This is a genomic window from Streptomyces sp. IBSNAI002 (assembly GCF_052244475.1).
GTDB lineage: Bacteria > Actinomycetota > Actinomycetes > Streptomycetales > Streptomycetaceae > Streptomyces.
Map to the genome: position 1 here is coordinate 1,987,826 of NZ_JBQPXG010000002.1, position 21,675 is coordinate 2,009,500.

The 21,675-nt window shown below is 72.8% G+C and carries 22 protein-coding genes and 1 tRNA gene; 12 read left to right on the forward strand and 11 right to left on the reverse strand.

What is annotated here, in order from left to right:
- Positions 1–11 precede the first annotated feature (11 nt).
- Positions 12–716: a histidine phosphatase family protein gene (locus tag ACTVZO_RS09715; protein WP_443297991.1), complete on the reverse strand. Its 705-nt coding sequence runs from the start codon at positions 714–716 to the stop codon at positions 12–14.
- Positions 717–777: 61 nt separating this feature from the next.
- Between ACTVZO_RS09715 and corA the strand changes: the two genes are divergently transcribed.
- Positions 778–1,761 (forward strand): magnesium/cobalt transporter CorA, encoded by a 984-nt coding sequence (gene corA / locus ACTVZO_RS09720; protein WP_443297992.1) that lies wholly within the window; start codon positions 778–780, stop codon positions 1,759–1,761.
- Between the two features lie 27 nt (positions 1,762–1,788).
- Here the strand turns inward: corA and ACTVZO_RS09725 are convergent, their stop codons facing one another.
- Positions 1,789–2,577, reverse strand: coding sequence for a ferritin-like domain-containing protein (locus tag ACTVZO_RS09725; RefSeq protein WP_443297993.1), 789 nt, complete (start codon positions 2,575–2,577; stop codon positions 1,789–1,791).
- A 188-nt stretch (positions 2,578–2,765) separates the two neighbouring features.
- On the reverse strand, positions 2,766–3,815 hold the full coding sequence (locus ACTVZO_RS09730; protein ID WP_443297994.1) for an LLM class F420-dependent oxidoreductase: 1,050 nt from the start codon (positions 3,813–3,815) through the stop codon (positions 2,766–2,768).
- A 101-nt stretch (positions 3,816–3,916) separates the two neighbouring features.
- On the opposite strand from ACTVZO_RS09730, the gene ACTVZO_RS09735 reads away from it, so the two are divergent.
- Entirely contained in the window at positions 3,917–4,900 is a 984-nt protein-coding gene (locus tag ACTVZO_RS09735) for an aldo/keto reductase (RefSeq protein WP_443297995.1), read from the forward strand.
- Entirely contained in the window at positions 4,897–7,047 is a 2,151-nt protein-coding gene (locus tag ACTVZO_RS09740; protein ID WP_443297996.1) for an ATP-binding domain-containing protein, read from the forward strand. The genes ACTVZO_RS09735 and ACTVZO_RS09740 overlap by 4 nt, the downstream gene beginning before the upstream one ends.
- Positions 7,048–7,114: 67 nt before the next feature.
- Here the strand turns inward: ACTVZO_RS09740 and ACTVZO_RS09745 are convergent, their stop codons facing one another.
- The gene (locus ACTVZO_RS09745; protein WP_443297997.1) at positions 7,115–7,801 is read right to left on the reverse strand and encodes a hypothetical protein; all 687 of its coding nucleotides are present in this window, start codon (positions 7,799–7,801) and stop codon (positions 7,115–7,117) included.
- A gap of 47 nt (positions 7,802–7,848) precedes the next feature.
- Here ACTVZO_RS09745 and ACTVZO_RS09750 point away from each other — a divergent pair, with 47 nt between their 5' ends.
- Complete coding sequence (locus tag ACTVZO_RS09750; protein WP_073774709.1) at positions 7,849–8,037, forward strand: DUF5703 family protein; 189 nt, start codon at positions 7,849–7,851, stop codon at positions 8,035–8,037.
- A gap of 39 nt (positions 8,038–8,076) precedes the next feature.
- Here the strand turns inward: ACTVZO_RS09750 and ACTVZO_RS09755 are convergent, their stop codons facing one another.
- The 3 genes from ACTVZO_RS09755 to ACTVZO_RS09765 all read right to left on the reverse strand — a co-directional run bounded on the left by ACTVZO_RS09755 (position 8,077) and on the right by ACTVZO_RS09765 (position 10,775).
- Positions 8,077–8,913 carry a chaplin gene (locus tag ACTVZO_RS09755; RefSeq protein WP_443297998.1) on the reverse strand — a complete coding sequence of 279 codons (837 nt, stop codon included), beginning with the start codon at positions 8,911–8,913 and terminating at the stop codon, positions 8,077–8,079.
- Between the two features lie 172 nt (positions 8,914–9,085).
- Positions 9,086–9,319 carry a chaplin ChpH gene (gene chpH / locus ACTVZO_RS09760; RefSeq protein ID WP_069919593.1) on the reverse strand — a complete coding sequence of 78 codons (234 nt, stop codon included), beginning with the start codon at positions 9,317–9,319 and terminating at the stop codon, positions 9,086–9,088.
- Between the two features lie 130 nt (positions 9,320–9,449).
- Positions 9,450–10,775, reverse strand: coding sequence for a M20/M25/M40 family metallo-hydrolase (locus ACTVZO_RS09765; protein ID WP_443297999.1), 1,326 nt, complete (start codon positions 10,773–10,775; stop codon positions 9,450–9,452).
- Between the two features lie 168 nt (positions 10,776–10,943).
- Between ACTVZO_RS09765 and ACTVZO_RS09770 the strand changes: the two genes are divergently transcribed.
- Positions 10,944–11,028: transfer RNA gene (locus ACTVZO_RS09770), tRNA-Leu, on the forward strand.
- A gap of 116 nt (positions 11,029–11,144) precedes the next feature.
- Here ACTVZO_RS09770 and ACTVZO_RS09775 read toward each other — a convergent pair.
- The 3 genes from ACTVZO_RS09775 to ACTVZO_RS09785 all read right to left on the reverse strand — a co-directional run bounded on the left by ACTVZO_RS09775 (position 11,145) and on the right by ACTVZO_RS09785 (position 15,381).
- Positions 11,145–12,584 (reverse strand): amino acid permease, encoded by a 1,440-nt coding sequence (locus ACTVZO_RS09775; protein ID WP_443298000.1) that lies wholly within the window; start codon positions 12,582–12,584, stop codon positions 11,145–11,147.
- 218 nt (positions 12,585–12,802) lie between these two features.
- A complete protein-coding gene (locus ACTVZO_RS09780; protein WP_443298001.1) occupies positions 12,803–14,347 on the reverse strand; it encodes an APC family permease in 1,545 nt (514 codons plus the stop codon).
- 86 nt (positions 14,348–14,433) lie between these two features.
- The gene (locus tag ACTVZO_RS09785) at positions 14,434–15,381 is read right to left on the reverse strand and encodes a hypothetical protein (protein WP_384224838.1); all 948 of its coding nucleotides are present in this window, start codon (positions 15,379–15,381) and stop codon (positions 14,434–14,436) included.
- 279 nt (positions 15,382–15,660) lie between these two features.
- On the opposite strand from ACTVZO_RS09785, the gene ACTVZO_RS09790 reads away from it, so the two are divergent.
- On the forward strand, positions 15,661–16,077 hold the full coding sequence (locus tag ACTVZO_RS09790; RefSeq protein ID WP_443303099.1) for an ASCH domain-containing protein: 417 nt from the start codon (positions 15,661–15,663) through the stop codon (positions 16,075–16,077).
- Between the two features lie 11 nt (positions 16,078–16,088).
- Here ACTVZO_RS09790 and ACTVZO_RS09795 read toward each other — a convergent pair whose 3' ends face one another.
- Entirely contained in the window at positions 16,089–17,747 is a 1,659-nt protein-coding gene (locus ACTVZO_RS09795; RefSeq protein WP_443298002.1) for an FAD-binding dehydrogenase, read from the reverse strand.
- Positions 17,748–17,831: 84 nt separating this feature from the next.
- Between ACTVZO_RS09795 and ACTVZO_RS09800 the strand changes: the two genes are divergently transcribed.
- The 6 genes from ACTVZO_RS09800 (at position 17,832) to ACTVZO_RS09825 (ending at position 21,668) form a co-directional block, all read left to right on the forward strand.
- On the forward strand, positions 17,832–18,356 hold the full coding sequence (locus tag ACTVZO_RS09800) for an NUDIX hydrolase (protein ID WP_443298003.1): 525 nt from the start codon (positions 17,832–17,834) through the stop codon (positions 18,354–18,356).
- Positions 18,353–18,751: a YidH family protein gene (locus ACTVZO_RS09805; protein ID WP_443298004.1), complete on the forward strand. Its 399-nt coding sequence runs from the start codon at positions 18,353–18,355 to the stop codon at positions 18,749–18,751. The genes ACTVZO_RS09800 and ACTVZO_RS09805 overlap by 4 nt, the downstream gene beginning before the upstream one ends.
- Positions 18,748–19,071, forward strand: coding sequence for a DUF202 domain-containing protein (locus tag ACTVZO_RS09810; RefSeq protein ID WP_443298005.1), 324 nt, complete (start codon positions 18,748–18,750; stop codon positions 19,069–19,071). The genes ACTVZO_RS09805 and ACTVZO_RS09810 overlap by 4 nt, the downstream gene beginning before the upstream one ends.
- A 93-nt stretch (positions 19,072–19,164) precedes the next feature.
- Positions 19,165–19,461, forward strand: coding sequence for a hypothetical protein (locus tag ACTVZO_RS09815; protein ID WP_443298006.1), 297 nt, complete (start codon positions 19,165–19,167; stop codon positions 19,459–19,461).
- Positions 19,462–19,590: 129 nt separating this feature from the next.
- The gene (locus tag ACTVZO_RS09820) at positions 19,591–20,508 is read left to right on the forward strand and encodes an MBL fold metallo-hydrolase (RefSeq protein ID WP_443298007.1); all 918 of its coding nucleotides are present in this window, start codon (positions 19,591–19,593) and stop codon (positions 20,506–20,508) included.
- Positions 20,509–20,618: 110 nt separating this feature from the next.
- A complete protein-coding gene (locus ACTVZO_RS09825; protein WP_443298008.1) occupies positions 20,619–21,668 on the forward strand; it encodes a phosphotransferase family protein in 1,050 nt (349 codons plus the stop codon).
- The last annotated feature ends 7 nt before the right edge of the window (positions 21,669–21,675 follow it).

The following is a 21,675-nucleotide window of genomic DNA, read 5'->3' on the forward strand; positions in this document are numbered from 1 at the left end:
GCGCCGTTCGATCACACCGCGCCCGCACCGCCCCCGACGACGGCGTTCCCGCCGTCTTCCACGGCTTTGTCCGGTGCGGCCGCGCGCGGTACGAGCGAGCCGAGGTCCCCGGTGTCGCCGAGCCGGAACACGAACGGGCGGGTCGGCGTGTAGCGGACGGCGGTCACCGAGCAGGGGTCGACGTGGATGCGCTGGAAGAGGTCCAGGTGCATCCCCAGGGCGTCCGCCACGAGGGACTTGATGACGTCGCCGTGGGAGCACATCAGGAAGACGGCGTCGGGGCCGTGTTCCTCCTCGACCCGCGCGTTCCAGTCCCGTACGGCGTCCACGGCGCGCGCCTGCATGGCGCGCAGGGACTCGCCGCCGGGGAAGGCGGCCGCCGAGGGGTGCTGCTGGACGATCCTCATCAGGGGTTCGTCGGCCAGTTCGGCGAGTTTGCGGCCCGACCAGTCGCCGTAGTGGCACTCGCCGATCCGCTCGTCGGTGTGCGGCTCCAGTTCCGGCCGGGCCGCCAGCAGCGGGGCCAGGGTCTCCCGGCAGCGCTGGAGCGGGCTGGTGACGACGGCGGCGAGCGGTACGCCCGCCAGCCGCCCGGGGAGCGCGGCGGCCTGCTCTAGGCCGCGCTCGTCGAGGGCGACTCCCGGGGTCCATCCGGCGAGCAGCCCAGCGGTGTTGGCGGTGGACCGCCCGTGTCGTACGAGGATCAGCGTGGCCATGCCGCCAGCCTAAGCGGTGCCGCGAGGTGCGGGCCGGGCGAGGGCGGAGGAGAATACGCGCGTGATTGTGGACTGCGCGCTCTACCGGAACGGCCGCCGCACCGAGGGTCCGGCGGATTTCTCGGACGCCCTGGACGCCGCACGGGCCACCGGGGACGCCTTTCTCTGGGTCGGCATGCACGAACCGACGGAGAAGGAATTCGAGCACGTGCGGACCGAGTTCGGCCTGCACCCGCTGGCGGTGGAGGACGCCCTGACCGCGCACCAGCGCCCGAAGCTGGAGGTGTACGACGACTCGCTGTTCGTGGTCCTGAAGCCGGTGCTCTACGACGACCACACCGACATCGTGACCACCGGCGAGCTGATGGTGTTCATCGGGGACTCGTTCGTGGTCACCGTCCGGCACGGCGAGGGGGCCGCGCTGGCCGCCGTACGGCGCCGGCTGGAGCACGAGCCGAACGTCCTGAAGCACGGCCCCACCGCCGTGCTGTACGCGGTCTCCGACGCGGTGGTGGACCACTACATCGACGTGGCGGCCGAACTCCAGTCGGACCTGGAGGAGCTGGAGGCCGAGGTCTTCGCCCCGAACGCCTCGGACACCAAGAACACCGCCTCCCGGATCTACGCCTTCAAGCGGCAGGTGCTGGAGTTCCGCCGGGCGACGAGCCCGCTCCTCCAGCCGATGGAGCGGCTCGCTTTCGGGCGGGTGCCCTTCGTCCACGATCACGCCCGGCCGTTCTTCCGCGACGTGGCCGACCACCTGACCAAGGCGAACGAGTACGTCGAGGGCCTGGACCGGCTGCTGTCGGACGCCCTCGCCGCGCACCTGGCGCAGATGGGGGTGCGGCAGAACGACGACATGCGCAAGATCTCGGCCTGGGCGGCGATGGCGGCCGTGCCCACGATGGTGGCGGGGATCTACGGGATGAACTTCGAGCACATGCCCGAGCTGACGTGGGGCCTGGGATATCCGGCGGTGGTGCTGGTCATGGTGGGCGCGTGCCTGGGCCTGCACCGGCTGTTCAAGCGCCGGGGCTGGCTGTAGCCCGCCCCCGCCCCCCGGCCGGGGGACTCATGCGAACTCGGGGGCGGTGACCGGGACGCCGCCGAGGGCGTCGCGCCGCTGGGGCATGCGCAGGCTCACCATCCGGTGCCAGCCGCTGAACCGCTCGTACGCGTACATCCCGCGGATCCCGGCGGCGAGCGCGGCCGCCTTCGGCGCGGGCCAGTGCAGCAGCCGTCCCATGTGGTCCATGACGGCGAGGCTCACGTCGCGGTAGATGCCGATCTCGGCGAGCGCGCTCTCGCGCAGTACCCGGTGGATGGTGCGGCCGTGCCCTTCGCGGGCGAGGCGCAGCAACTCCTCGTGGCAGTAGGCGAGGTGGTTGTCCTCGTCGTGGCTGATCATGCGGATGGCCCTGCCGAGCTCGGGGTGGTCGCCGAAGTGGCCGACCAGCATGTCCATCTGGTCGGCGGCCCGCTGTTCGGTGACGCGGCTGTGCGCCAGGTAGACGACGATGTCGCGCTCGGTCAGCGGCTCCTCGCGGCGCAGCTTCTCGTGCGCGAGGCCGATGCCGCGCCGCTCCAGCAGCATCGTGTAGTCGGTCTCGGGGGGTACCGGGACGGGCGGCAGACCGCGCTTGCGGAGCAGGGCGTTGAAGATCCGCCCGTGCTTGTCCTCGTCGGCGCCGTGCCGGGTGATCTTCGGTGCCAGGCCGCGCATGCCGTCCGGCACCAGGGCCGCGATGCGGGCGTTCTCCCAGCCGCCCTGGGTCTCCCCGCTGGCGGCGATGGAGCAGAACAGCTGGAAGGAGTCGTCGTTGTCGACGATCTCCTGGAACAGGCTGCGGGCAGAGAGCATGCACCGAGTCAAACGCCGGTCGCCGGGGGCGGCAACCGAAGCGCGGGGCCACTCGCCCGAATGAACGAAACCGCGGGTTGGGCGGGAGTGCGTAACCCGGCGGGCGCCCCGCGCGTTGTTGGCTGTGTCGGCCGTGGCGGGGAAGACCCCCCGAGCCCCCACCACGGCCGCAGGCTCCCTCCCGGGGATCAGGCCAGGCCGGCGCGTTCCATGGCCTCGGTGCCGGCCCGCAGGGCGGCGATCCGCTCGTCGAGCGTGAAGCCGGCCGGGGCCAGGGTGAGTGTGGTGACCCCGGCCTCCGCGTAGGCCTTCATGCCGTCCGCGATCCGCTCGACCGGGCCGAGCAGCGTGGTCGAGTCGATCAGGGAGTGCGGGACGGCCGCGGCCGCGCCGGTCTTGTCGCCGGCCAGGTACTTGTCCTGGATCTCGGCGGCTTCCTTCTCGTACCCCATGCGCTGGGCCAGCTGGTTGTAGAAGTTCTGCTTCCGGCTGCCCATGCCGCCCACGTACAGGGCGGTGTACGGGCGGAACATGTCGGCGAGCGCGGTCACGTCCCCGCCGAGGGCCAGCGGCACGGTCGGGCAGACGTCGAAGCCGTCCATGGTCAGCCCGGCCTTCTCGCGGCCCGCCCGGATGTGGGTGAGCGCGGTGGCCTCCAGGTGCTCGGCGGCCGGGAAGATCAGCAGCGCGCCGTCGGCGATCTCGCCGGTCTGCTCCAGGTTCTTGGGGCCGATCGCGGCGATGTAGAGCGGGATGTGCTCGCGCTCGGGGTGCACGGTCAGCTTGATCGGCTTGCCGGGGCCGTCGGGCAGCGGCAGGGTCCAGTGCTCGCCCTCGTACGAGAGGCGCTCGCGGCTCATGGCCTTGCGGACGATCTCCACGTACTCCCGGGTCCGCGCGAGCGGCTTGTCGAACTTGACGCCGTACCAGCCCTCGGAGACCTGCGGGCCGGAGACGCCCAGGCCGAGCCGGAAGCGGCCCTTGGTGAGGGAGTCCAGGGTGGCGGCGGTCATCGCCGTCATGGCGGGCTGGCGGGCCGGGATCTGGAGGATCGCCGAGCCGACGTCGATCCGCTCGGTCTGGGCGGCGACCCAGGCGAGGACGGTCGGGGCATCGGAGCCGTAGGCCTCGGCGGCCCAGCAGACGTCGTAGCCGAGGCGGTCGGCCTCCTGTGCGACGGCGAGGTTGTCGGCGTCCATGCCCGCACCCCAGTAGCCGAGATTGATGCCGAGCCGCATGTGTCGTCCCCTTACCGAATTTACCGATCAGTAACGTGCGTGTGCGGGGACTCTAGCGCGCCCGGGGCCCTTCCGTCAGTGCCCCAGTAGTCTCAGCGCTCATGGAGCAGAGGCATCTCGGCCGCACCGGACTGCGCGTATCCCGGATCGGCCTCGGCACCCTCACCTGGGGCCGCGACACCGGCGAGGAAGCCGCCGCCGAGCAGGTGAAGACGTTCTGGGAGGCGGGCGGCACCCTCGTCGACACGGCCGACGTCTACGGCGGCGGGGAGGCCGAGTACCTCCTCGGCCGGCTGCTGGCGGGGCTCGTCCCGCGCCGGGACCTGGTGATCGCGACGAAGGCGGGCAGCGTGCCCGATCCGGACCGGCGGTTCGACGGCTCGCGGGGGCACCTGCTGGCCGCGCTCGACGACTCGCTCGACCGGCTCGGCACCGATTACGTCGACCTCTGGCAGCTGCACGCGTTCGACCCGGTGACCCCGCTGGAGGAGACCCTCCAGGCGCTGGACCTGGCCGTGAGCAGCGGCCGCGCCCGGTACGCCGGGGTGGCGGGCTTCTGCGGCTGGCAGTTGGCGAAGGCGGCGACCTGGCAGCTCGCGGCCCCCGGTGTGCGGACCCGGCTGGCCTCGACGCAGATGGAGTACTCGCTGCTCCAGCGCGGGGTCGAGCGCGAGGTGCTGCCGGCCGCCCTGGACCTGGGCGTCGGCCTCCTCCCCTCGTCCCCGCTGGGGCGCGGGGTGCTGACGGCCAAGTACCGGGGCGGCACCCCGGCGGACTCGCGGGGCGCCTCGGAGTCGCTGGCCGCCCTGGTGGACCCGTACCTGGACGAGGCCGCGGGCCGGATCGTGGACGCGGTGGTGACGGCGGCCCAGGGGCTGGCGGTGACCCCGCTCCAGGTGGCCCTGGCGTGGATCCGGGACCGGCCGGGGGTGGTCGCGCCCATCGTCGGCGCGCGGACGGCGGGGCAGCTGGAGGCGGCTCTGTCAGTGGAGGCCCTTAGTCTTCCCGAGGAGATCTGCCGGGCGCTGGACGATGTGTCGGCGCCCGTGCACCGCTATCCCGATCAGGACTGGAGCACGCTGTGAGTACGGACCCTCAGGCCGAAACCGCTGCCGCGGAGGACCCGGCCGCCCCGCAGGCCGAGCCGTCCGCAGCCGAGGAAGACCCGCACGAGCCCGTGTCGGCCGAGGCCACGCCCGCCGCCGAACCCGCCGCGGGCACCGAGCCCGAGGCCGCACCCGACGCCGACGCCGACGCCGACGGGGTGAAACCTGCCGAGGCCGCCGCAGGCGACACGGCGCCCGCGCTCTCCGAGGCGCAGGCCGAGCTGGCGGCGCAGAAGGTCGAGCGGGAGCGGATCGCCCGGCGCAAGGCCGAGCGGGATGCGCCCGTCGAGGCCGGGGCCAAGCTCAGCGGGAAGGCCGCCGACCTGCTGGCCGCCGTCCGGGCCGTGGAGGGCGGGGCGAAGCCCCCGTCCGTGTACTTCGACGAGGCCCCGGCCGCGCCGCGCAAGGCGGCCCCCGCTCCCCCGCCGCCGCCCCGCAGGGCGCCGCAGGCGCCGGCCGCCGCAGCCGCCCCCGCGGACACCGACGCCGTACGGGCCGTCCTGGCCCGCGGCGGCGCCCCCGAGGCACTGGCCGCCGCGGCCGCCGCGGCCCTCGGCGACGGCGCCGCCGAGCGGCTCGCCGAGAACCCCTGGCTGCTGCTGTCGGCCCCCGCCGTCCGTCCGGCCCAGGCCGACGGCTTCGCCCGCGCCCTGCTGGGCGCCGAGGCCGGGCCGGGCGACGAGCGCCGCACCTCCGCCCTGGTCGGCTGGCTGCTGGCGCAGGCCGGGCTCAAGGGACACACCGCGCTGGAGGCCCCGGTCCTGCGGTCGGCACTCGCCCAGTACGGCGTTCCGGACCCCGACGAGGCCCTCGAAGCCGCCATCGGCGAGGGCTCGGTGCTGGTTTTCCACGAGCCGCTGGGCCCGCCGGTCGCGGAGGACGAGGAGCAGCCGGTCCGGGTGCTGGTGGGCCTGGAGGGCGCGGCGATGTCCGAGGAGAGCCTGGCCGACGGCCTGGCCCGGATCGCCGGCACCTTCGACGCCCCGGCGGACTGGGAGAAGGCCGCCACCGGACCGGGCGCCGAGCTGATCCGTACCGTCGCGGGCCACGGCCTGGTCACCCACACCGGCGGCGAGGCCGCCCGCGCCGAACCGCTCGCCCTGCTGGCCGCCGCCCGGGAGTCCGGCCTGCGGGCCTGCCTGGCCGCGCACGCGGCCCCGGCCGACGGGGTCACCGTGGCCGGGCTCCTCACGGGGGCCGAGGGGCCGGGCCGGGACGCCGACGGGCAGTTCGCGCTGGACCTGCTGGTGGTCCTGGACGCGCCCCAGCTGGACGTGGACACCGCGGCCGCGCTGGTGGAGTCCGTCCCCGACGGGGCCCGTCTGGTGCTGTCCGGGGACCCCGCGGTGCTCGGGTCCGCCGGAGCCGGGCGGGTCTTCGCCGATCTGCTGGCCGCCCGTACCTGCCCCCAGGTGGTCTCCCGCGTCCCGGACCCCGGTCCCCTGGGGGAGCTCGTCTCGGGGGTGGGCATCGGGGAGCTGAACCAGGTCGACGCCCCCGGCAAGGAGGTCGTCATCGTCCCGGTGCGCGACGCCGGGGAGGCCGTGCACCGGACCGTGCAGCTGGTGGCCGAGTCGGTGCCGCGGGCCTTCGGGATCCCGGCGGACAGCGTGCAGGTGATCACCCCGGGCCACGGCGGTCCGGCGGGCACCCGGGCGCTGAACGCCGCCCTCAAGGAGCGGCTGAACCCCGGTCCCGGCCGGTTCGGCGGCTTCGATCCCGGCGACCGGGTGGTCCACGTGCCCTCCCCCGGGCGGGCCCTGCCGGCGCATGTGGTGTCGGCCGACGCGCAGGGGCTGCACCTGGAACGCGCGGGCGAGCCGGTCGTCGTACCGAAGGAGCTGGTGGAGTCCCGGGTGCGGCACGGCTGGGCGGTGACCGCGCACCAGGCGGCGGGCGCCCGCTGGCCTGCGGTGGTCGTCGTACTGCCGGGGGACGCGGCGCAGGCCCTGTCCCGGGACTGGGTGTACACGGCCTTCGGACGGGCCGAGCGGCACCTGTCCGTGGTGCACGGCGTGGACCAGGCGCTGCCGCGTGCGGTGGCCGAGGTGCTGCCGAAGCCGCGTACGACCCGGCTGACGGGCCTGCTGACGGCCCTCGCGGCGGCGGGCGAACAGCCGGAGTGAGACGAAGCGGCCCCCGCCGTCGGTGCGGGGGCCGCTTCTCTTCCGTTCAGGCTCCGGTCCGTGCCGCTCAGGCCGGGGTCAGCCCCGGCCGTGCGGGCTCTTCCTCGTCCGTGTGCTCGTCGGCGTCCACGTCCGTGTCCTCACCGAACTCGTCGGTCTCCTCGTCGAAGACGGAGCTGACGTCGAACCGGTGCATGACGTCCTCCGGATCGGTGTGCCCGAAGGGCGAGTTGAGCCACTCACCCGGCTCGGCCATCTCCTCCGAGGCCGCGATCCACAGCGTGGAGTCGCCCTCCTCGAGCCCGAACTCCTTGTAGCGGGAGGCGATCTCGTCGGGCTCGTACTCCCCGAAGAGGACACCCAGCGCGCCCGCCGTGCCCCCGTCGTGGACCAGTTCCGCGTCCCGGTCGTGCGCGGCGACCCGCTCGGCCTGGGCGATCAGCCGCGGCGGTTCGGCCACGGCGTAGTCGCGGCGGATGAACACGCTGAACGCGGCGGGCTCGGCGGGACCGGTGTACGGGACGCCGTCCTCGGGGGTGGGGATCTCGAAGGGGGTGACCTCGTCGTAGCGGTCGTAGAGGAGTTCGTCGTACTCCTCGGCCGCGGCGGCGAGTTCGTTGAAGGCGGCGTAGACGTCGGGGTCCTCGTCCCCGGTCCTGCGCTCGACCGCGGCGAGGTGCCGGTCGAGCGCTTCCTTGACCGCCTCGGCGGCGGCGCGTACCTCGGCAGCAGTGGGCAGAGCGGCATCAGACATAGAGCAGACGCTATCCGTAGCAGGGCTCTGCCCGCACAATAGATGCGATGCCGGAATACGAATTTGTCGACGTGTACGTGCCTCGCGGGGTTCCCCGCAAGGAGGCGACCCGCCTGCTGACCGATCATGCCGAGTACGGGAACTGGGAGCTCGACCGCCTGTCCCTGCACCGGGACGGCAGCCGCCGTGTGCGGCTGCGCCGCCGGATCATCCGCCAGGTCCGCGCGACCTGGTGACGCGGGCCCCGGATCCGGGGCCCGCGTCGTGAACGGCCGTCAGGCGGCCGTGCGGGCCCGCCGGTAGAGCAGGGCGCCGCCCAGCAGGAGGCCGCCGGCGAGCGGGAGGCCGGCGGTCAGGACGTCACCGGAGCCGGTGGCGGCGAGACCGGTCTCCGTGGCCGGGGTGACCGGCGTGACCGGGCCCGAGGCCGGACCGGTGCCCGTACCGGGCGTACCGGGCGTGCCCGGGGTCTGGCCGCCCGGGGTGCCGTTGCCGGGGTTACCGGAGCCGGGGTTCCCGTTGCCCGGGTTCCCGTTCCCGGGGTTACCGGAACCGGGGTTACCGTTGCCCGGGTTCCCGTTCCCGGGGTTCCCGTTCCCGGGGTTACCGGAACCGGGGTTACCGGAACCGGGGTTACCGTTGCCCGGGTTTCCGGAACCGGGGTTCCCATTGCCCGGGTTCCCGTTCCCGGGGTTCCCGGAACCGGGGTTACCGTTGCCCGGGTTGCCGGAACCGGGGTTCCCGTTGCCCGGGTTCCCGTTCCCGGGGTTCCCGTTGCCCGGTGTGCCCGGGTGGTCGTCGCACTCTTCGTCGTCGTGTCCCGGGTGGCCGGGGCTGCCCGGGTGGCCCGGGAGGTCAGGTGTGTCGGGAAGGTTCGGGTGGCCCGGCCTGCCGTGGTGGCCCGAGCCGTTGAAGCAGTGGTTGCCGAAGGCCGGGTTGAGGCCCCCGACCACGTTCACCGTGTTCCCGCAGGCGTTCACGGGCGCGTCCACGGGCACCTGCACGCTGTTCCCGGACAGCAGTCCCGGAGAGTTCGCGGCATGCCCCGAGGCCCCGGAGTCCGCTTGCGCGTACCCCCCGCCCAACGCGAGGACACCCCCCGCGGCAGCCATGGTGATCAGGGTCTTCCTGGTGGCATGTGCCGGTCGTCGCATCTGTACTCGTCCCCTGGTGTGTGCGTCCGGGCTCCCCCGCCCGGACCGCCGAAAATGAGAAACCGGGCCGGAAAAGCCCGGTGGCCCCGGAGCGCTGGAATGCGCTCCGGGGCCAAAGACTTCAGACGCGTCAGGCGTTGACGCAGGTGTTGCCGAAGGCCGGGTTCAGCAGGCCGATCACGTTGACCGTGTTGCCGCAGACGTTCACGGGGATGTGAACCGGGACCTGGACGACGTTGCCGGACAGGACACCCGGGGAGCCGATGGCCGCACCCTGGGCACCCGCGTCGGCGACAGCCAGACCCGCACCCGCGAGAACCAGGCCACCGGTGGCAGCCGCAGCGGCGACAACCTTCTTGATCATTGTTCCTCCTAGTAGGCAATTGCGGTCCCAGCCGCGGACCGCACCACCTGTAACGAGGAGGGATCACCAGGGCTACGAGCGTATGAGTGCATTCACTCTTCTCAGTGGAATGCGCACACCTCTGCGATTCTCAGGCGTTGTCGATGAATCGGTCCAGGACGCGCACGCCGAACTTCAGCCCGTCGACCGGCACCCGCTCGTCCACGCCGTGGAACATGCCGGCGAAGTCCAGCTCAGGCGGCAGCTGCAGCGGCGCGAAGCCGAAGCAGCGGATGCCGAGGTCGTCGAAGGACTTGGCGTCCGTGCCGCCCGAGAGCATGTACGGGACGGCCCGCGCGATGGGGTCCTCGGCCTTCAGGGCGCCCTGCATCGCGTCGACCAGGCGGCCGTCGAAGTCGGTCTCCAGTGCCTTGTCCCCGTGCACGTCCTCCCGCTTGACCCGGGGACCGAGGATGCGGTCCAGGTCGGCGAAGAACTCGTCCTCGTAGCCCGGCAGGAAGCGGCCGTCGACGTGGGCCGTGGCCTGGCCGGGGATCACGTTGACCTTGTAGCCGGCGCCGAGCATCGTCGGGGCGGCGGAATTGCGCAGGGTCGCGCCGACCATCTTGGCGATGCCGCCGAGCTTGGCGAGCGTGGCGTCCATGTTGTCCGGGTCGAGCGGGGTTCCGAGCGCGTCCGAGAGCTCGTCGAGGAAGCTCCGAACGGTCTTGGTCACCCGCACCGGCCACTGGTGGCGCCCGAGCCGCCCCACGGCCTCACAGAGCTCCGTGATGGCGTTGTCGTTGTTGGTCATGGAGCCGTGGCCCGCGGTGCCCTCCACCGTGAGCCGCATCCAGTGCATGCCCTTCTGGGCGGTCTCCACGAGGTAGAGCCGCAGGTTCTCGTTCACGGTGAAGGAGAAGCCGCCGACCTCGCCGATCGCCTCGGTGACGCCCTCGAAGAGCTCCGGGTGCTTGTCGACCAGGTGCCGTGCCCCGTACACCCCGCCGGCCTCCTCGTCGGCGAGGAAGGCGAGCACGATGTCGCGCGGGGGCTTGCGGCCGCTGCGCATGCGGTCGCGTACGACGGCCAGCGTCATCGCGTCCATGTCCTTCATGTCGACGGCGCCGCGGCCCCACACGCAGCCGTCGGCGATCTCGCCCGCGAAGGGGTCGTACGTCCAGTCGGCCGCGTTGGCCGGGACCACGTCGGTGTGCCCGTGGATCAGCAGGGCCGGCCGCGAGGGGTCCTCCCCCTCGATGCGCGCGACGGTCGAGGCCCGCCCCTTGTGCGACTCGAAGATCTGCGGCTCCAGCCCGACCTCGGCGAGCTTCTCGGCCACCCACTCGGCGGCCTTGCGCTCGCCGGGACCCGAGTGGTCCCCGTAGTTGCTGGTGTCGATCCGGATGAGATCCCGGCAGAGGTCGACGACCTCGTCCTCGCCGGAAACGGTCCTGCCCGCGCTCGACTCGCTCACGCTGCTTCCTCCCACTGATCGGTACCGAACTGCACCCATCCTCCCGCTCGGAACCGTTCTCCCCAAGGGCACTCCCTGGCCACAGGGGGGTGTGATCGAGGACCCCGGAATGTTTGGTAATGTTTTCCACGTCGGAACGGCCCGCGAGGGACGCGAGACAGACACCTTGTCCGGGTGGCGGAATGGCAGACGCGCTAGCTTGAGGTGCTAGTGCCCTTTATCGGGCGTGGGGGTTCAAGTCCCCCCTCGGACACAAAAGAAGGACCCCGCTTCGGCGGGGTCCTTTTCGTCGTTCCCGGGCGTGCGGACGCCGGAAACCGCTCACGGGGCCCCGGCGAGGGGCCCCGTGAGCGACGGCGGGCCGGGAGGTCAGTCGCGGGCGGCGGCGATCTCCGCGACCCGGCGGCGGACCAGGAACCAGCCGCCGACCAGGGCGGCGCCGATGGCCGGGACGAACATGACCGTGGTGCGGCCCACGCCTCCGTCGCACCACATCAGGACCAGCACCGTGAGGAGGAAGACCAGCGTCACGAGCTGGGTGTACGGGGCCCAGGGCAGGCGGTAGGCGGGGCGTTCGACGCGGCCCTGCCGGGCGCGGCGCCAGAAGTGCAGCGAGCAGATCATGACCATCGCCCAGGTGCCGAGGATGCCCAGCGAGGCGAAGTTCAGGACGATCTCGAAGGCCTCCTCCTCCATGAAGTAGTTCAGGCCGACGCCCGCGACGCCGAAGGCGGCGGTGAAGAGGACGCCGCCGTAGGGGACCTTGCCCTTGTTCATGACGCCGGTGAACTTGGGGGCGGAGCCGGACAGCGACATCGAGCGCAGGATGCGGCCGGTGGAGTAGAGGCCGGAGTTCAGGCTGGAGAGCGCCGCCGTCAGCACGACCAGGTTCATGATGCCCGCGGCGCCGGGGACGCCCAGCTTGTCGAAGACGGTGACGAAGGGGCTCTGGTCGGAGGAGTACGCCGTGTACGGGAGCAGCAGGGCGAGCAGGACCACGGAGCCGACGTAGAAGAGGCCCACGCGCCACATGATCGAGTTGATCGCCTTCGGCATGATCTTCTCGGGGTTCTCGGTCTCGCCGGCGGCGACGCCGCAGAGCTCGACGGAGGCGTACGCGAAGACCACGCCCTGGATCACCAGGAGCATCGGCAGGACCCCGGACGGGAAGAGGCCGCCGTTGTCGGTGATGGTGGCCAGGCCCGGGGTGTGGCCGCCGATCTCGTGGCTGGTGGCGACGAGCCAGATGCCGACGATCAGGAAGATGACCAGGGCGGCGACCTTGACCAGGGAGAACCAGAACTCCATCTCACCGAAGTACTTGACCGAGATCAGGTTCGCGGTGAGGACCACGGCGAGGGCGATGAAGGCGAGGACCCACTGGGGCACGTCGGTGAACAGCGACCAGAAGTGGGCGTAGGTCGCGGCGGCGGTGATGTCGGCCACAGTGGTCGTGGACCAGTTGAGGAAGTAGAGCCAGCCTGCCGTGTAGGCACCCTTCTCTCCCATGAACTCGCGCGCGTACGAGACGAAGGCGCCGGAGGAGGGGCGGTAGAGCACGAGCTCGCCGAGGGCCCGGACGACGAAGAAGGCGAAGACACCGCACACCGCGTAGGCGATCGCCAGCGAGGGGCCGGCCCCGGCGAGGCGGCCGCCGGCGCCGAGGAACAGGCCGGTGCCTATCGCCCCGCCGATCGCGATCATGTTGATGTGGCGGGACTTGAGGTCCTTGCTGTAGCCCTCGTCACCGGCGTCGACGTGGCGGGAAGACGCCGGGGCGGGGGCCTCGGTCAAGGTGCGGTCACTCATAAATGACTTCGCCTTCGTGGGGGTCGGACAGGCAGGCCCGGACCGCCGCGCAGGGGAGCTGGGTGGTGTCCCCTGTGCTGCGGTCCGGTCGTTTTGATCGCCCCAGGAGACCATGGGGGTCCGCCACCCGCCAAAATCGGCCCAGCGCGTCGAAGCCCCCGACGACCTTGGAAAGGGGCGTCGGGGGCTTCGTGGAAGCTGGAAAGCCAGGTTCTGGGTCAGTCTCTGGAGGTGGCCTCCGCCGCCTGGTCGAGGCGGAAGGCCTCGTTGCCCAGGCCGATGCGGGCGTGCACCTCGGGGCGGTTGCGGCGCAGGAAGGCCCCGTAGAGCAGGCCGGTCACGACGGCCGCGCCGATGATGCCGGGCAGGACCCAGCTGAGGGCGGAGCCCTCCGCGGCGCCGACCAGGACGCCGAAGTCCTTGACGGTGTAGAGGGCGATGGCGAGCAGCGCGAGCCCGGCGGCGCCGGCCGCGACGAGCCGCCAGACCTGGGCGCCTGCGGTGCCGCGGCGGACGAAGAAGGCGATGACGGCGAAGGAGGCGGCGGCCATGAGGAGGGTCACGCCCAGGGCGCCGACGCTGCCCATCCACGTGAACAGGTGGAGCACGGGGGCGGTCGGGTCGCCGGTGGGCATGTCGTCGGTGACGGCGAAGGCGATCACGACGAGGGTGGCTATGCCGGTCTGCAGCAGGGAGCCGGTGGCGGGGGCTCCGGTGCCGCTGTTGGTCCGGCCGAAGGCGGCCGGGAGCAGGCCCTCGCGGCCCATCGCGAAGGCGTAGCGGGCGACGACGTTGTGGAAGCTGAGCATGGCCGCGAACATGCCGGTCACGAAGAGGACGTGCAGGACGTCGGTGAAGGCGGTGCCGAGGCGGGCCTCGGTGAGCTGGAAGAGCAGGCCGGGGCCGGCTTCGGCGGAGGTCTTGACGACCTCGGAGGGGCCGGTGGCGACGGTGAGGGCCCAGGCGCTCAGGGCGAAGAAGAGGGCGACGAAGCCGACGGCGAGGAACATCACCCGGGAGACGACGATGTGCGGCTTGCTGGTCTCCTCGGCGTACACCGGGGACTGCTCGAAGCCGACGAAGGCGGCGATGCAGAAGCACAGGGCCGTGCCGAGGCCGGGACCGCTGAGGGTCTCCGGGTTGAAGGCGCTCAGCGAGAGGCCCTCGGCTCCGGGCTTGCCGAGGGCGGCCAGGTCGAAGACGACGACGAGGGCGCACTCGATGAGGAGCAGGACGCCGAGGACCTTGGCGTTGAGGTCGATCTTCAGCCAGCCGAGCGCGCCGGTGGCGGCGACGGCGAGCAGGGCCGGGATCCACCAGGCGAGTTCGATCCCGAGGTAGGTGGCGAAGAGGCCGGATATCTCGAAGCCGAGGATGCCGTAGACGCCGACCTGCATGGCGCTGTACGCGACGAGGGCGACCAGGGAGGCCCCGGCGCCGGCGGTGGGGCCGAGGCCCCTGGCGATGTAGGCGTAGAAGGCGCCGGCGTTGTGGACGTGCCGGCTCATCTCGGCGTAGCCGATGCTGAAGAGCGCGAGGACGATGCCGAGGATGACGAAGAGCAGCGGCTGGCCCACGATGCCCATGACGCCGAAGGTGGTGGGCATCACACCGGCGACGACCATGAGGGGCGCGCTGGCGGCGAGTACGGAGAGCAGCAGGCCGGCCGTGCCGAGGCGGTCGGCGCGCAGGGCCCGGTCCTGACCCTTGTACGTGCGGATCTCGGCCGGGTCCTGGAGCGTGGTGGATCTGCCCGTCGGCATGGCGGGTCCGTCCTTTCGTCTGGGCTGGGGCTGGTTCGGGGGTGGTCCCGGGGCCCGGGGCTGGTCGGGCGGCGGTCAGGCCGCGGTCATGCGGTGCCGAGCGCGGCGCGGCGCGCGGCGAGGAAGGCCTTGTGCGGGTCGAGGTCCGGATAGGACCACGGGGCGGGGGTGGCGTGGCTGCCGATCCGCTGGAACAGGGCGGCGGCCTCGGCGGGGCGGCCCTCGCAGAGCTTGGCGTGGGCGAGGAAGTTGAGGTCGACGCGGTTGCGGGGGTGGTCCTCGCGCTCCCACTCCAGCCACCAGTCGAAGGCGGAGCGCAGCACCTGGCGGGCCCGGCGGCCGGACCAGTGCTGGGCGGCGTTGCCGAAGGTGTGCCCGTGCGTGGCGGCGAGCACGCGGTAGCGCTCGGCGTGGGCGATGACGGGGAGCACGGCGAGCGGGGAGTCGGCCGGGGACTCCTCGGCGGCCCAGGCCGCGAAGTCGTACACCTCGTGGAGCGGGTCGTGCCCGGAGGCGGGAGTCCGCTCGGCCAGCCTGGCGACCATCAGGTGGTGGGCGTGGTGGTGCTCCCGGTGCCGGGCCCGGACCTGGTCGAAGTGGCGGCTGAACTCCTCCTCGGTGCCGAAGGCCCGGGACAGCAGGAGCAGGCCGAGCCAGGGGGTGGGGTCGGCGGGCAGCAGGGCGGCGGCCCGGCGGCAGGCCTCCTCGGCCGCGGCCGGGGTGCCCTTGCGGCGCAGGGCGGTGAAGACGGCGGCGCAGGCGAGGAGGGTGGCGGCGTCGGCGCTCTCGGGTTCGGCGAGCAGCCATTCGCGGGCCCAGGCGGTGGCCGCCGGGGTCTCGGCGAGCACGACGACGCGGTGGCCGCGGCGGTCCCAGTCGTCGCCGGTGCCGACGAGCAGGGAGCGGGCCTTGGACCAGCGGCCCTGGGTGAACTGGGTGCGGACGTCGACGAGTTCGGCGTCACAGAGGGCCGGATCGAAGAGCTGGGCGTCGCGCTTGCGGGCGCGGCCGAGGGGCGGCGGAGGCGGGGACATCCGCGGGTTTCCCTCCAGGACGCGGGCGGACGAGGGGTACTGACGAGCGGTGGCCGGAAACATGCATGATGCATGTGGGTGGTGCGGCCGTGTGGTGTGCGGATCGTGCCGGTGAGCGAACCGGTGATCACTGACAGCAAAGCGGTACGCACAGCTCCGAGTCAAGGTCCAGTCCACTGCGTGGCGGGTTTCAACTGGTGTGACGATGGTGTGAGTTGGGGTGGATGTGCCGGTTCGGGAACGCGTTCGCCCTCTCGTCCAGGCTCGGTTCATGACGACCTGCGACGATCTCCCCCGTACCTGCTGGGCTTCCCCGGACCGCTGCGCGACCGGCTGGTCGCGGCCGTGCTGAGCGGGGAGAAGACCGCGCCGACGGGGTTGCTCGCGGGGTACGAGGCGGAGGGCGAGGCGCCGCCCGTGGCGGGGCAGCGGACGGCGCTGCTGGACTCCGCCGGGTGTCCGGTGGCCGTCCTCGAGGTGACGGACGTACGCGTGGTGCGGGTCGGGGAGGTGGACCTGGAGCACGCGGTGGCCGAGGGCGAGGGATACACGACCGTGGCCGAATGGCGCTCCTCCCACGAGCGGCTCTGGCACGCGCCGGAGCTGCGCGAGCTGCTCGGCGATCCGGAGTTCACCGCGGACGATGACACTCCGGTGGTGACGGAGCGGTTCCGGATCGTCGAGCGGCCGGGCTGAGCCCGAAGGGGTCAGCCGACCGCCTCGGCCGCCGCCCGGCCCGCCGCCCGCCCCGAGAAGATGCAGCCGCCCAGGAAGGTGCCCTCCAGGGCCCGGTAGCCGTGCACCCCGCCGCCGCCGAAGCCGGCCGCCTCGCCCGCCGCGTAGACGCCGGGCAGCGGCTCGCCGTCCGCCGCCAGGACGCGCGAGGAGAGGTCGGTCTCCAGGCCGCCCAGGGACTTGCGGGTCAGGATCGACAGCCGCACGGCGATCAGCGGCCCGGCCCCGGGGTCCAGGATCCGGTGCGGCGCGGCCGTACGGATCAGCTTGTCGCCGAGGTACTTGCGGGCCCCGTGAATGGCCGTGACCTGGAGGTCCTTGCTGAACGGGTTGGCGATCTCCCGGTCCCGGGCGGTGATCACCCGGCGCAGTTCGGCCTCGTCGATCAGGTCCTCCTTGGTGACGGCGTTCATCCCGCGCACCAGGGCCGCGAGGTCCCGCTCGACGACGAAGTCGGCCCCGTTGTCCATGAACGCCTTCACCGGCCCCGGGACCGCCTGCCGGGCCCGGTTGATGACGTCGCGGACCGACTTGCCGGTGAGGTCCGGATTCTGCTCGGAGCCGGAGAGGGCGAACTCCTTGCCGATGATGCGCTGGTTGAGGACGAACCAGGTGTGGTCGTGGCCGGTCTTCATGATGTGGTCGAGGGTGCCGAGGGTGTCGAAGCCCGGGAAGAGCGGTACGGGCAGCCGCCGGCCCGTCGCGTCCAGCCAGAGCGAGGAGGGGCCGGGCAGGATGCGGATGCCGTGCCGGGCCCAGATCGGGTCCCAGTTCGCGATGCCCTCGGTGTAGTGCCACATCCGGTCCTTGTTGATGTGGCTGGCGCCCGCCTCCTCGGCGATCCCCAGCATCAGGCCGTCCACGTGCGCGGGGACCCCGGACAGCATCCTCTCGGGCGGGGTGCCGAGCCGCGCGGGCCACTGGGCGCGTACGAGGTCGTGGTTGCCGCCGATGCCGCCGCTGGTCACGATCACGGCCTGGGCCCGGAGCGAGAAGGCCCCGGTGGCCTCGCGGCCGCTCGCGGTCCCCCGTACGGCGGCGGAGGGCTCCAGGATCTCGCCGGTCACGGTGTCGACCGCGCCCGCGGTGCGGGAGAGTCCGGTCACCCGGTGGCGGAACCGCAGCTGGACCAGGCCGCGGGCCACTCCGGCCCGGACCCGGCGCTCGAAGGGTTCGACCAGGCCGGGGCCGGTGCCCCAGGTGATGTGGAAGCGGGGGACGGAGTTGCCGTGGCCCTCGGCGTCGTAGCCGCCGCGCTCGGCCCAGCCGACCACCGGGAAGAAGCGGACGCCCTGCGCGTGCAGCCAGGGCCGCTTCTCGCCGGCGGCGAAGTCCACGTAGGCCTCGGCCCAGCGGCGCGGCCAGCCGTCCTCCTCGCGGTCGAAGCCGGCGGTGCCCAGCCAGTCCTGCAGGGCGAGGTCGCGGCTGTCCTTGATCCGCATCCGGCGCTGCTCGGGCGAGTCCACGAGGAACAGCCCGCCGAAGGACCAGTGGGCCTGGCCGCCGATGGACTGCTCGGGCTCCTGGTCGAGCAGGATGACCTTGCGGCCCGCGTCGACGAGTTCGGCGGTGGCCGCGAGCCCGGCCAGCCCGGCGCCGATCACGATCACGTCTGCGTCGTACGCCGTCATGCGTATACCCGTCCTCCGTCGGTGGTGGGGCAGATCCTTGGCTACGGAGCGGTAACCAGTCAACAGCGGTGGTTGGATGAACCCGTGAGTGCCGCTGATGAAGTACTGGACGTGGTGGACCGGGACGACCGGGTCGTCGGGCAGGCCCCGCGGGGCGAGGTGTACGCGCGGGGGCTGATCCACCGCTGCGTGTTCGTACAGGCCGTGGACGCGCGGGGGAGGATCTTCGTGCACCGGCGCACGGCCTCGAAGCTGGTGTTCCCCTCGTACTACGACATGTTCGTGGGCGGGGTGCTGGGCGCCGGGGAGAGCTACGCCTCGGCCGCGCTGCGGGAGGCCGAGGAGGAGCTCGGGGTGAGCGGGCTGCCCCAGCCGGTGCCGCTGTTCAAGTTCCTGTACGAGGGGCCGGGCGGGGCCTGGTGGTCGTACGTGCACGAGGTGCGGTGCGAGTTGCCGGTGGCTCCGCAGGAGTCCGAGGTGGAGTGGCACACCCACCTCTCGCCGGAGGAGCTGGACCGGCGCGTCGCCGGCGGGGAGTGGGCCTGGGTGCCGGACGGGCTGGAGGCCCACCGGCGGCTGCGGGAGTTCCGCCGTAGATTGCCTGTGTGATCGACTTCGTCAAAGACGTCCGCCTCTGGTTCGCGCCGCAGGGCCTCCAGGACGAGGGCGAGACCCCCGACTACCGCTTCTCGCTGGCCAACGAGCGGACCTTCCTCGCATGGATCCGGACCGCGCTGGCGCTGGTGGGAGGCGGTTTCGCCGTCGACCAGTTCCTGCCCGACCTCCGGTGGGGGGTCCGGGTCGGGATGTCCTTCGCGCTGCTGGCGGTGGGGGCGGCGTGCGCGCTGCGCGCGGTGAACCACTGGGTGCGGTGCGAGCGGGCCATGCGGCGCGGCGAGGACCTGCCGGTGTCGCGGTTCCCGGTGGTGCTGAGCCTGGGGGTCGGACTGGTCGCGGTGGCGATGGTGGTGGTCGTGGCGCTGGGCTGGACGTCGGGGCGGTGAACCCTTCCCCGGACGGCGACGTGCGCGACGCGGGACTCCAGCCCGAACGGACCCGGCTCGCCTGGCGGCGTACGACGCTGGCCTCGTCCGTGGTCGCGGTCCTGGCGCTGCGGCAGGCGGTGCGCGGGTCCGGGCGGCCGCTGGAGGTGGCCGGGGCGGCGGTGACCGCGCTGGTCTGGCTGGCGTTCCTGGGGGTCGCGCACCGGCGGATCCGGGCGCTGGCGGCCGGCCGGCCGCCAGGGCTGGCCCCGCGCGCGGCACTGGGGGTGGTGGCCTGCACGCTGGCGCTGGCGGTGTTCGCGGTGGCCCTGATCATCTGAGGCGACGATCCGTTGATCCGCCTTTCCCGTAGCATCCGGAGACTCATCGGACAGAACGGGCGATCCAGGGCGATCCGCACTAGCCTCGGCCCCATGACCACCCAGCACATGGAACACCCCACGCACACCCACGCCCACGGCCCCGACTGCGGGCACCAGGCCGTCTCGCACGGCGACCACCTCGACTACGCACACGACGGCCACCTGCACCGGGAGCACTCCGGACACTGGGACGAGTGCGAGAGCGAGGGCCACACCGCCCACGACGGCCACACCCACGTGCACGGCGCCGACTGCGGCCACGCGTCGGTCCGGCACGGGGACCACGTGGACTACGTGCACGACGGCCACCGGCACGCCGAGCACGACGGGCACTACGACGACCACTGAGGCACGCGAGCACTGAGGCACGCGGCCACCGAGGCACGCGGCCACCGGCCGCACCACCCGCCCTCCCCCGGCGCCGCGACGACTGGCAGGATGCCGACCACCAGTCAAAGCGACCCGGGGAGAGCGCAGATGGCCGCGACCGTCGACAAGCCGTACCTCGTCCAGCCCGCGCCGGGGGTGTACGCCTACGTCCAGCCGGACGGCGGCTGGTGCCTCAACAACGCCGGGTTCGTCAGCGACGGCGGCCGGACCCTGCTCGTCGACACCGCCGCCACCGAGCGGCGCGCCCTGGCCCTGCGCGAGGCCGTCACGGCCACCGGCGTACCGCTCCCCCGCACGGTCGTGAACACCCACCACCACGGCGACCACACCTACGGCAACGGCGTGTTCACACCCGAGGCGCTGGTCCTCGGGCACGACAACGCGCGGTCCGAGCAGCTCGCCGCCGGGCACCAGCTCGAGATGATCTGGCCCGCGACCGACTTCGGCTCGATAGAGATCACCGCACCCGACCTCACTTACAGCGACCGGATGACCCTGCACGTCGGCGGGACGGAGGTGCGGGTCATCCACCCGGGCGTCGCGCACACCACCGGGGACTCGATCGTGTGGCTGCCCCGGCAGCGGGTCGTGTTCACCGGCGACCTGGTCTTCGCCGAGGGCACGCCCTTCCTCGCCATGGGCTCCCTGGCCGGCTCGCTGCGGGCGCTGGAGCTGCTGCGCTCGCTGGACGCGGAGACCGTCGTACCGGGGCACGGGCCGCTGACCGACGCGTCGGCCTACGACGCCACCGAGCGCTACCTGCGGTACGTGGCCGAACTGGCCCGGGAGGGGCGGGCGGAGGGCCTGACCCCGCTGGAGACGGCCCTCCGGGCCGATCTCGGCGAGTTCGCGGCCTGGCGGGAGAGCGAGCGGCTGGTGGCGAACCTGCACCGGGCGTACGCGGAGCTGGCCGGGGAGCCGGAGGGCGTCCCGCTGGACATCCTGACCGTGCTGAAGGACATGACGGTGATGAACGGCGGGACGCCGATCCTCTGCCACGCCTGAGCACCCCTGGCGAGTTCTTCGGCCCGCGCTCTGGACTACATACCGACTGGTCGGCATGATGGCCTCCGAGTGAACAGTCACCGTCGAACTGCGTACGGAGGTGCCCACCCATGACCCCAGCACCGGACGGTCCGCGAGGCCTCGATCTGGAACGGCTGCGCTGCCACCTCGACGCCGCGCGGCCCGGGCTCGCGGCCGGGGCGCTGAGCGCCCGGCTGATCGAAGGGGGCCGGTCGAACCTCACGTACGAGGTCACCGACGGCTCCGGCCGCTGGGTGGTGCGCCGCCCCCCGCTCGGCCACGTCCTGGACACCGCGCACGACATGCGGCGCGAGCACCGGGTCATCGCCGCCCTGCACGGGACGGCCGTACCGGTCCCGGAGCCGGTGCTGCTGTGCGAGGACGAGTCCGTGCTGGGCGCGCCGTTCTACGTCATGGAATACGTGGAGGGGGTGCCCTACCGGACGGCGGGCGAGCTCGCCGCGATCGGCCCCGAGCGGACCCGGCGGGCGGTGCTCGGCCTGGTGGACACCCTGGTCGACCTGCACGCGGTGGACCCCGAGGCCGTCGGCCTGGGCGACTTCGGCCGCCCCGCGGGCTTCCTGGACCGGCAGCTGCGGCGCTGGGGCAAGCAGCTCGCGGCCTCCCGGGGCCGGGAGCTCGCCGGGATCGACGAACTGCACGGCGCGCTCGGCCGGGCGCTGCCCGTCTCCCCGGCGCCGACCGTGGTGCACGGGGACTTCCGGCTGGACAACGTACTGATCGGCGGTCCGGACGACCGGATCCGGGCGGTGCTGGACTGGGAGATGTCCACGCTGGGCGATCCGCTCACCGATCTCGGTCTGCTGGTGATGTACAGCTCGGACCTGGGCCTGACCGAGTCCCCGGTCAGCACGACCAGCGGGGCTCCGGGCCATCCGGCCCCCGCCGAGCTGGTCGAACGGTACGCGGCACGCTCCGGCCGGGACACCGGCGCGATCGCCTGGTACACGGCGTTCGCCTGGTTCAAGCTCGCGGTGATCCTCGAGGGGATCCACTACCGCTACACGCTCGGGCAGACCGTCGGCGCGGGCTTCGACCGGATCGGCGAGCTCGTCCCGGTCTTCATCGAGCACGGTCTGACGACCCTCCAGGGCCCCCAGGGCCCCCACACACGCTGACACCGCC

Coding starts and splice junctions, on each gene's coding strand:
- ACTVZO_RS09725 (WP_443297993.1), bottom strand. CDS start 2,577: ATGCTCTCTGCCCGCAGCCTGTTCCAGGAGATCGTCGACAACGACGAC.
- ACTVZO_RS09795 (WP_443298002.1), bottom strand. CDS start 17,747: ATGACGGCGTACGACGCAGACGTGATCGTGATCGGCGCCGGGCTGGCC.
- ACTVZO_RS09730 (WP_443297994.1), bottom strand. CDS start 3,815: ATGCGGCTCGGCATCAATCTCGGCTACTGGGGTGCGGGCATGGACGCC.
- ACTVZO_RS09820 (WP_443298007.1), top strand. CDS start 19,591: ATGGCCGCGACCGTCGACAAGCCGTACCTCGTCCAGCCCGCGCCGGGG.
- ACTVZO_RS09735 (WP_443297995.1), top strand. CDS start 3,917: ATGGAGCAGAGGCATCTCGGCCGCACCGGACTGCGCGTATCCCGGATC.
- chpH (WP_069919593.1), bottom strand. CDS start 9,319: ATGATCAAGAAGGTTGTCGCCGCTGCGGCTGCCACCGGTGGCCTGGTT.
- ACTVZO_RS09775 (WP_443298000.1), bottom strand. CDS start 12,584: ATGAGTGACCGCACCTTGACCGAGGCCCCCGCCCCGGCGTCTTCCCGC.
- ACTVZO_RS09750 (WP_073774709.1), top strand. CDS start 7,849: ATGCCGGAATACGAATTTGTCGACGTGTACGTGCCTCGCGGGGTTCCC.
- ACTVZO_RS09715 (WP_443297991.1), bottom strand. CDS start 716: ATGGCCACGCTGATCCTCGTACGACACGGGCGGTCCACCGCCAACACC.
- ACTVZO_RS09755 (WP_443297998.1), bottom strand. CDS start 8,913: ATGGCTGCCGCGGGGGGTGTCCTCGCGTTGGGCGGGGGGTACGCGCAA.
- ACTVZO_RS09825 (WP_443298008.1), top strand. CDS start 20,619: ATGACCCCAGCACCGGACGGTCCGCGAGGCCTCGATCTGGAACGGCTG.
- ACTVZO_RS09785 (WP_384224838.1), bottom strand. CDS start 15,381: ATGTCCCCGCCTCCGCCGCCCCTCGGCCGCGCCCGCAAGCGCGACGCC.
- ACTVZO_RS09780 (WP_443298001.1), bottom strand. CDS start 14,347: ATGCCGACGGGCAGATCCACCACGCTCCAGGACCCGGCCGAGATCCGC.
- ACTVZO_RS09815 (WP_443298006.1), top strand. CDS start 19,165: ATGACCACCCAGCACATGGAACACCCCACGCACACCCACGCCCACGGC.
- ACTVZO_RS09745 (WP_443297997.1), bottom strand. CDS start 7,801: ATGTCTGATGCCGCTCTGCCCACTGCTGCCGAGGTACGCGCCGCCGCC.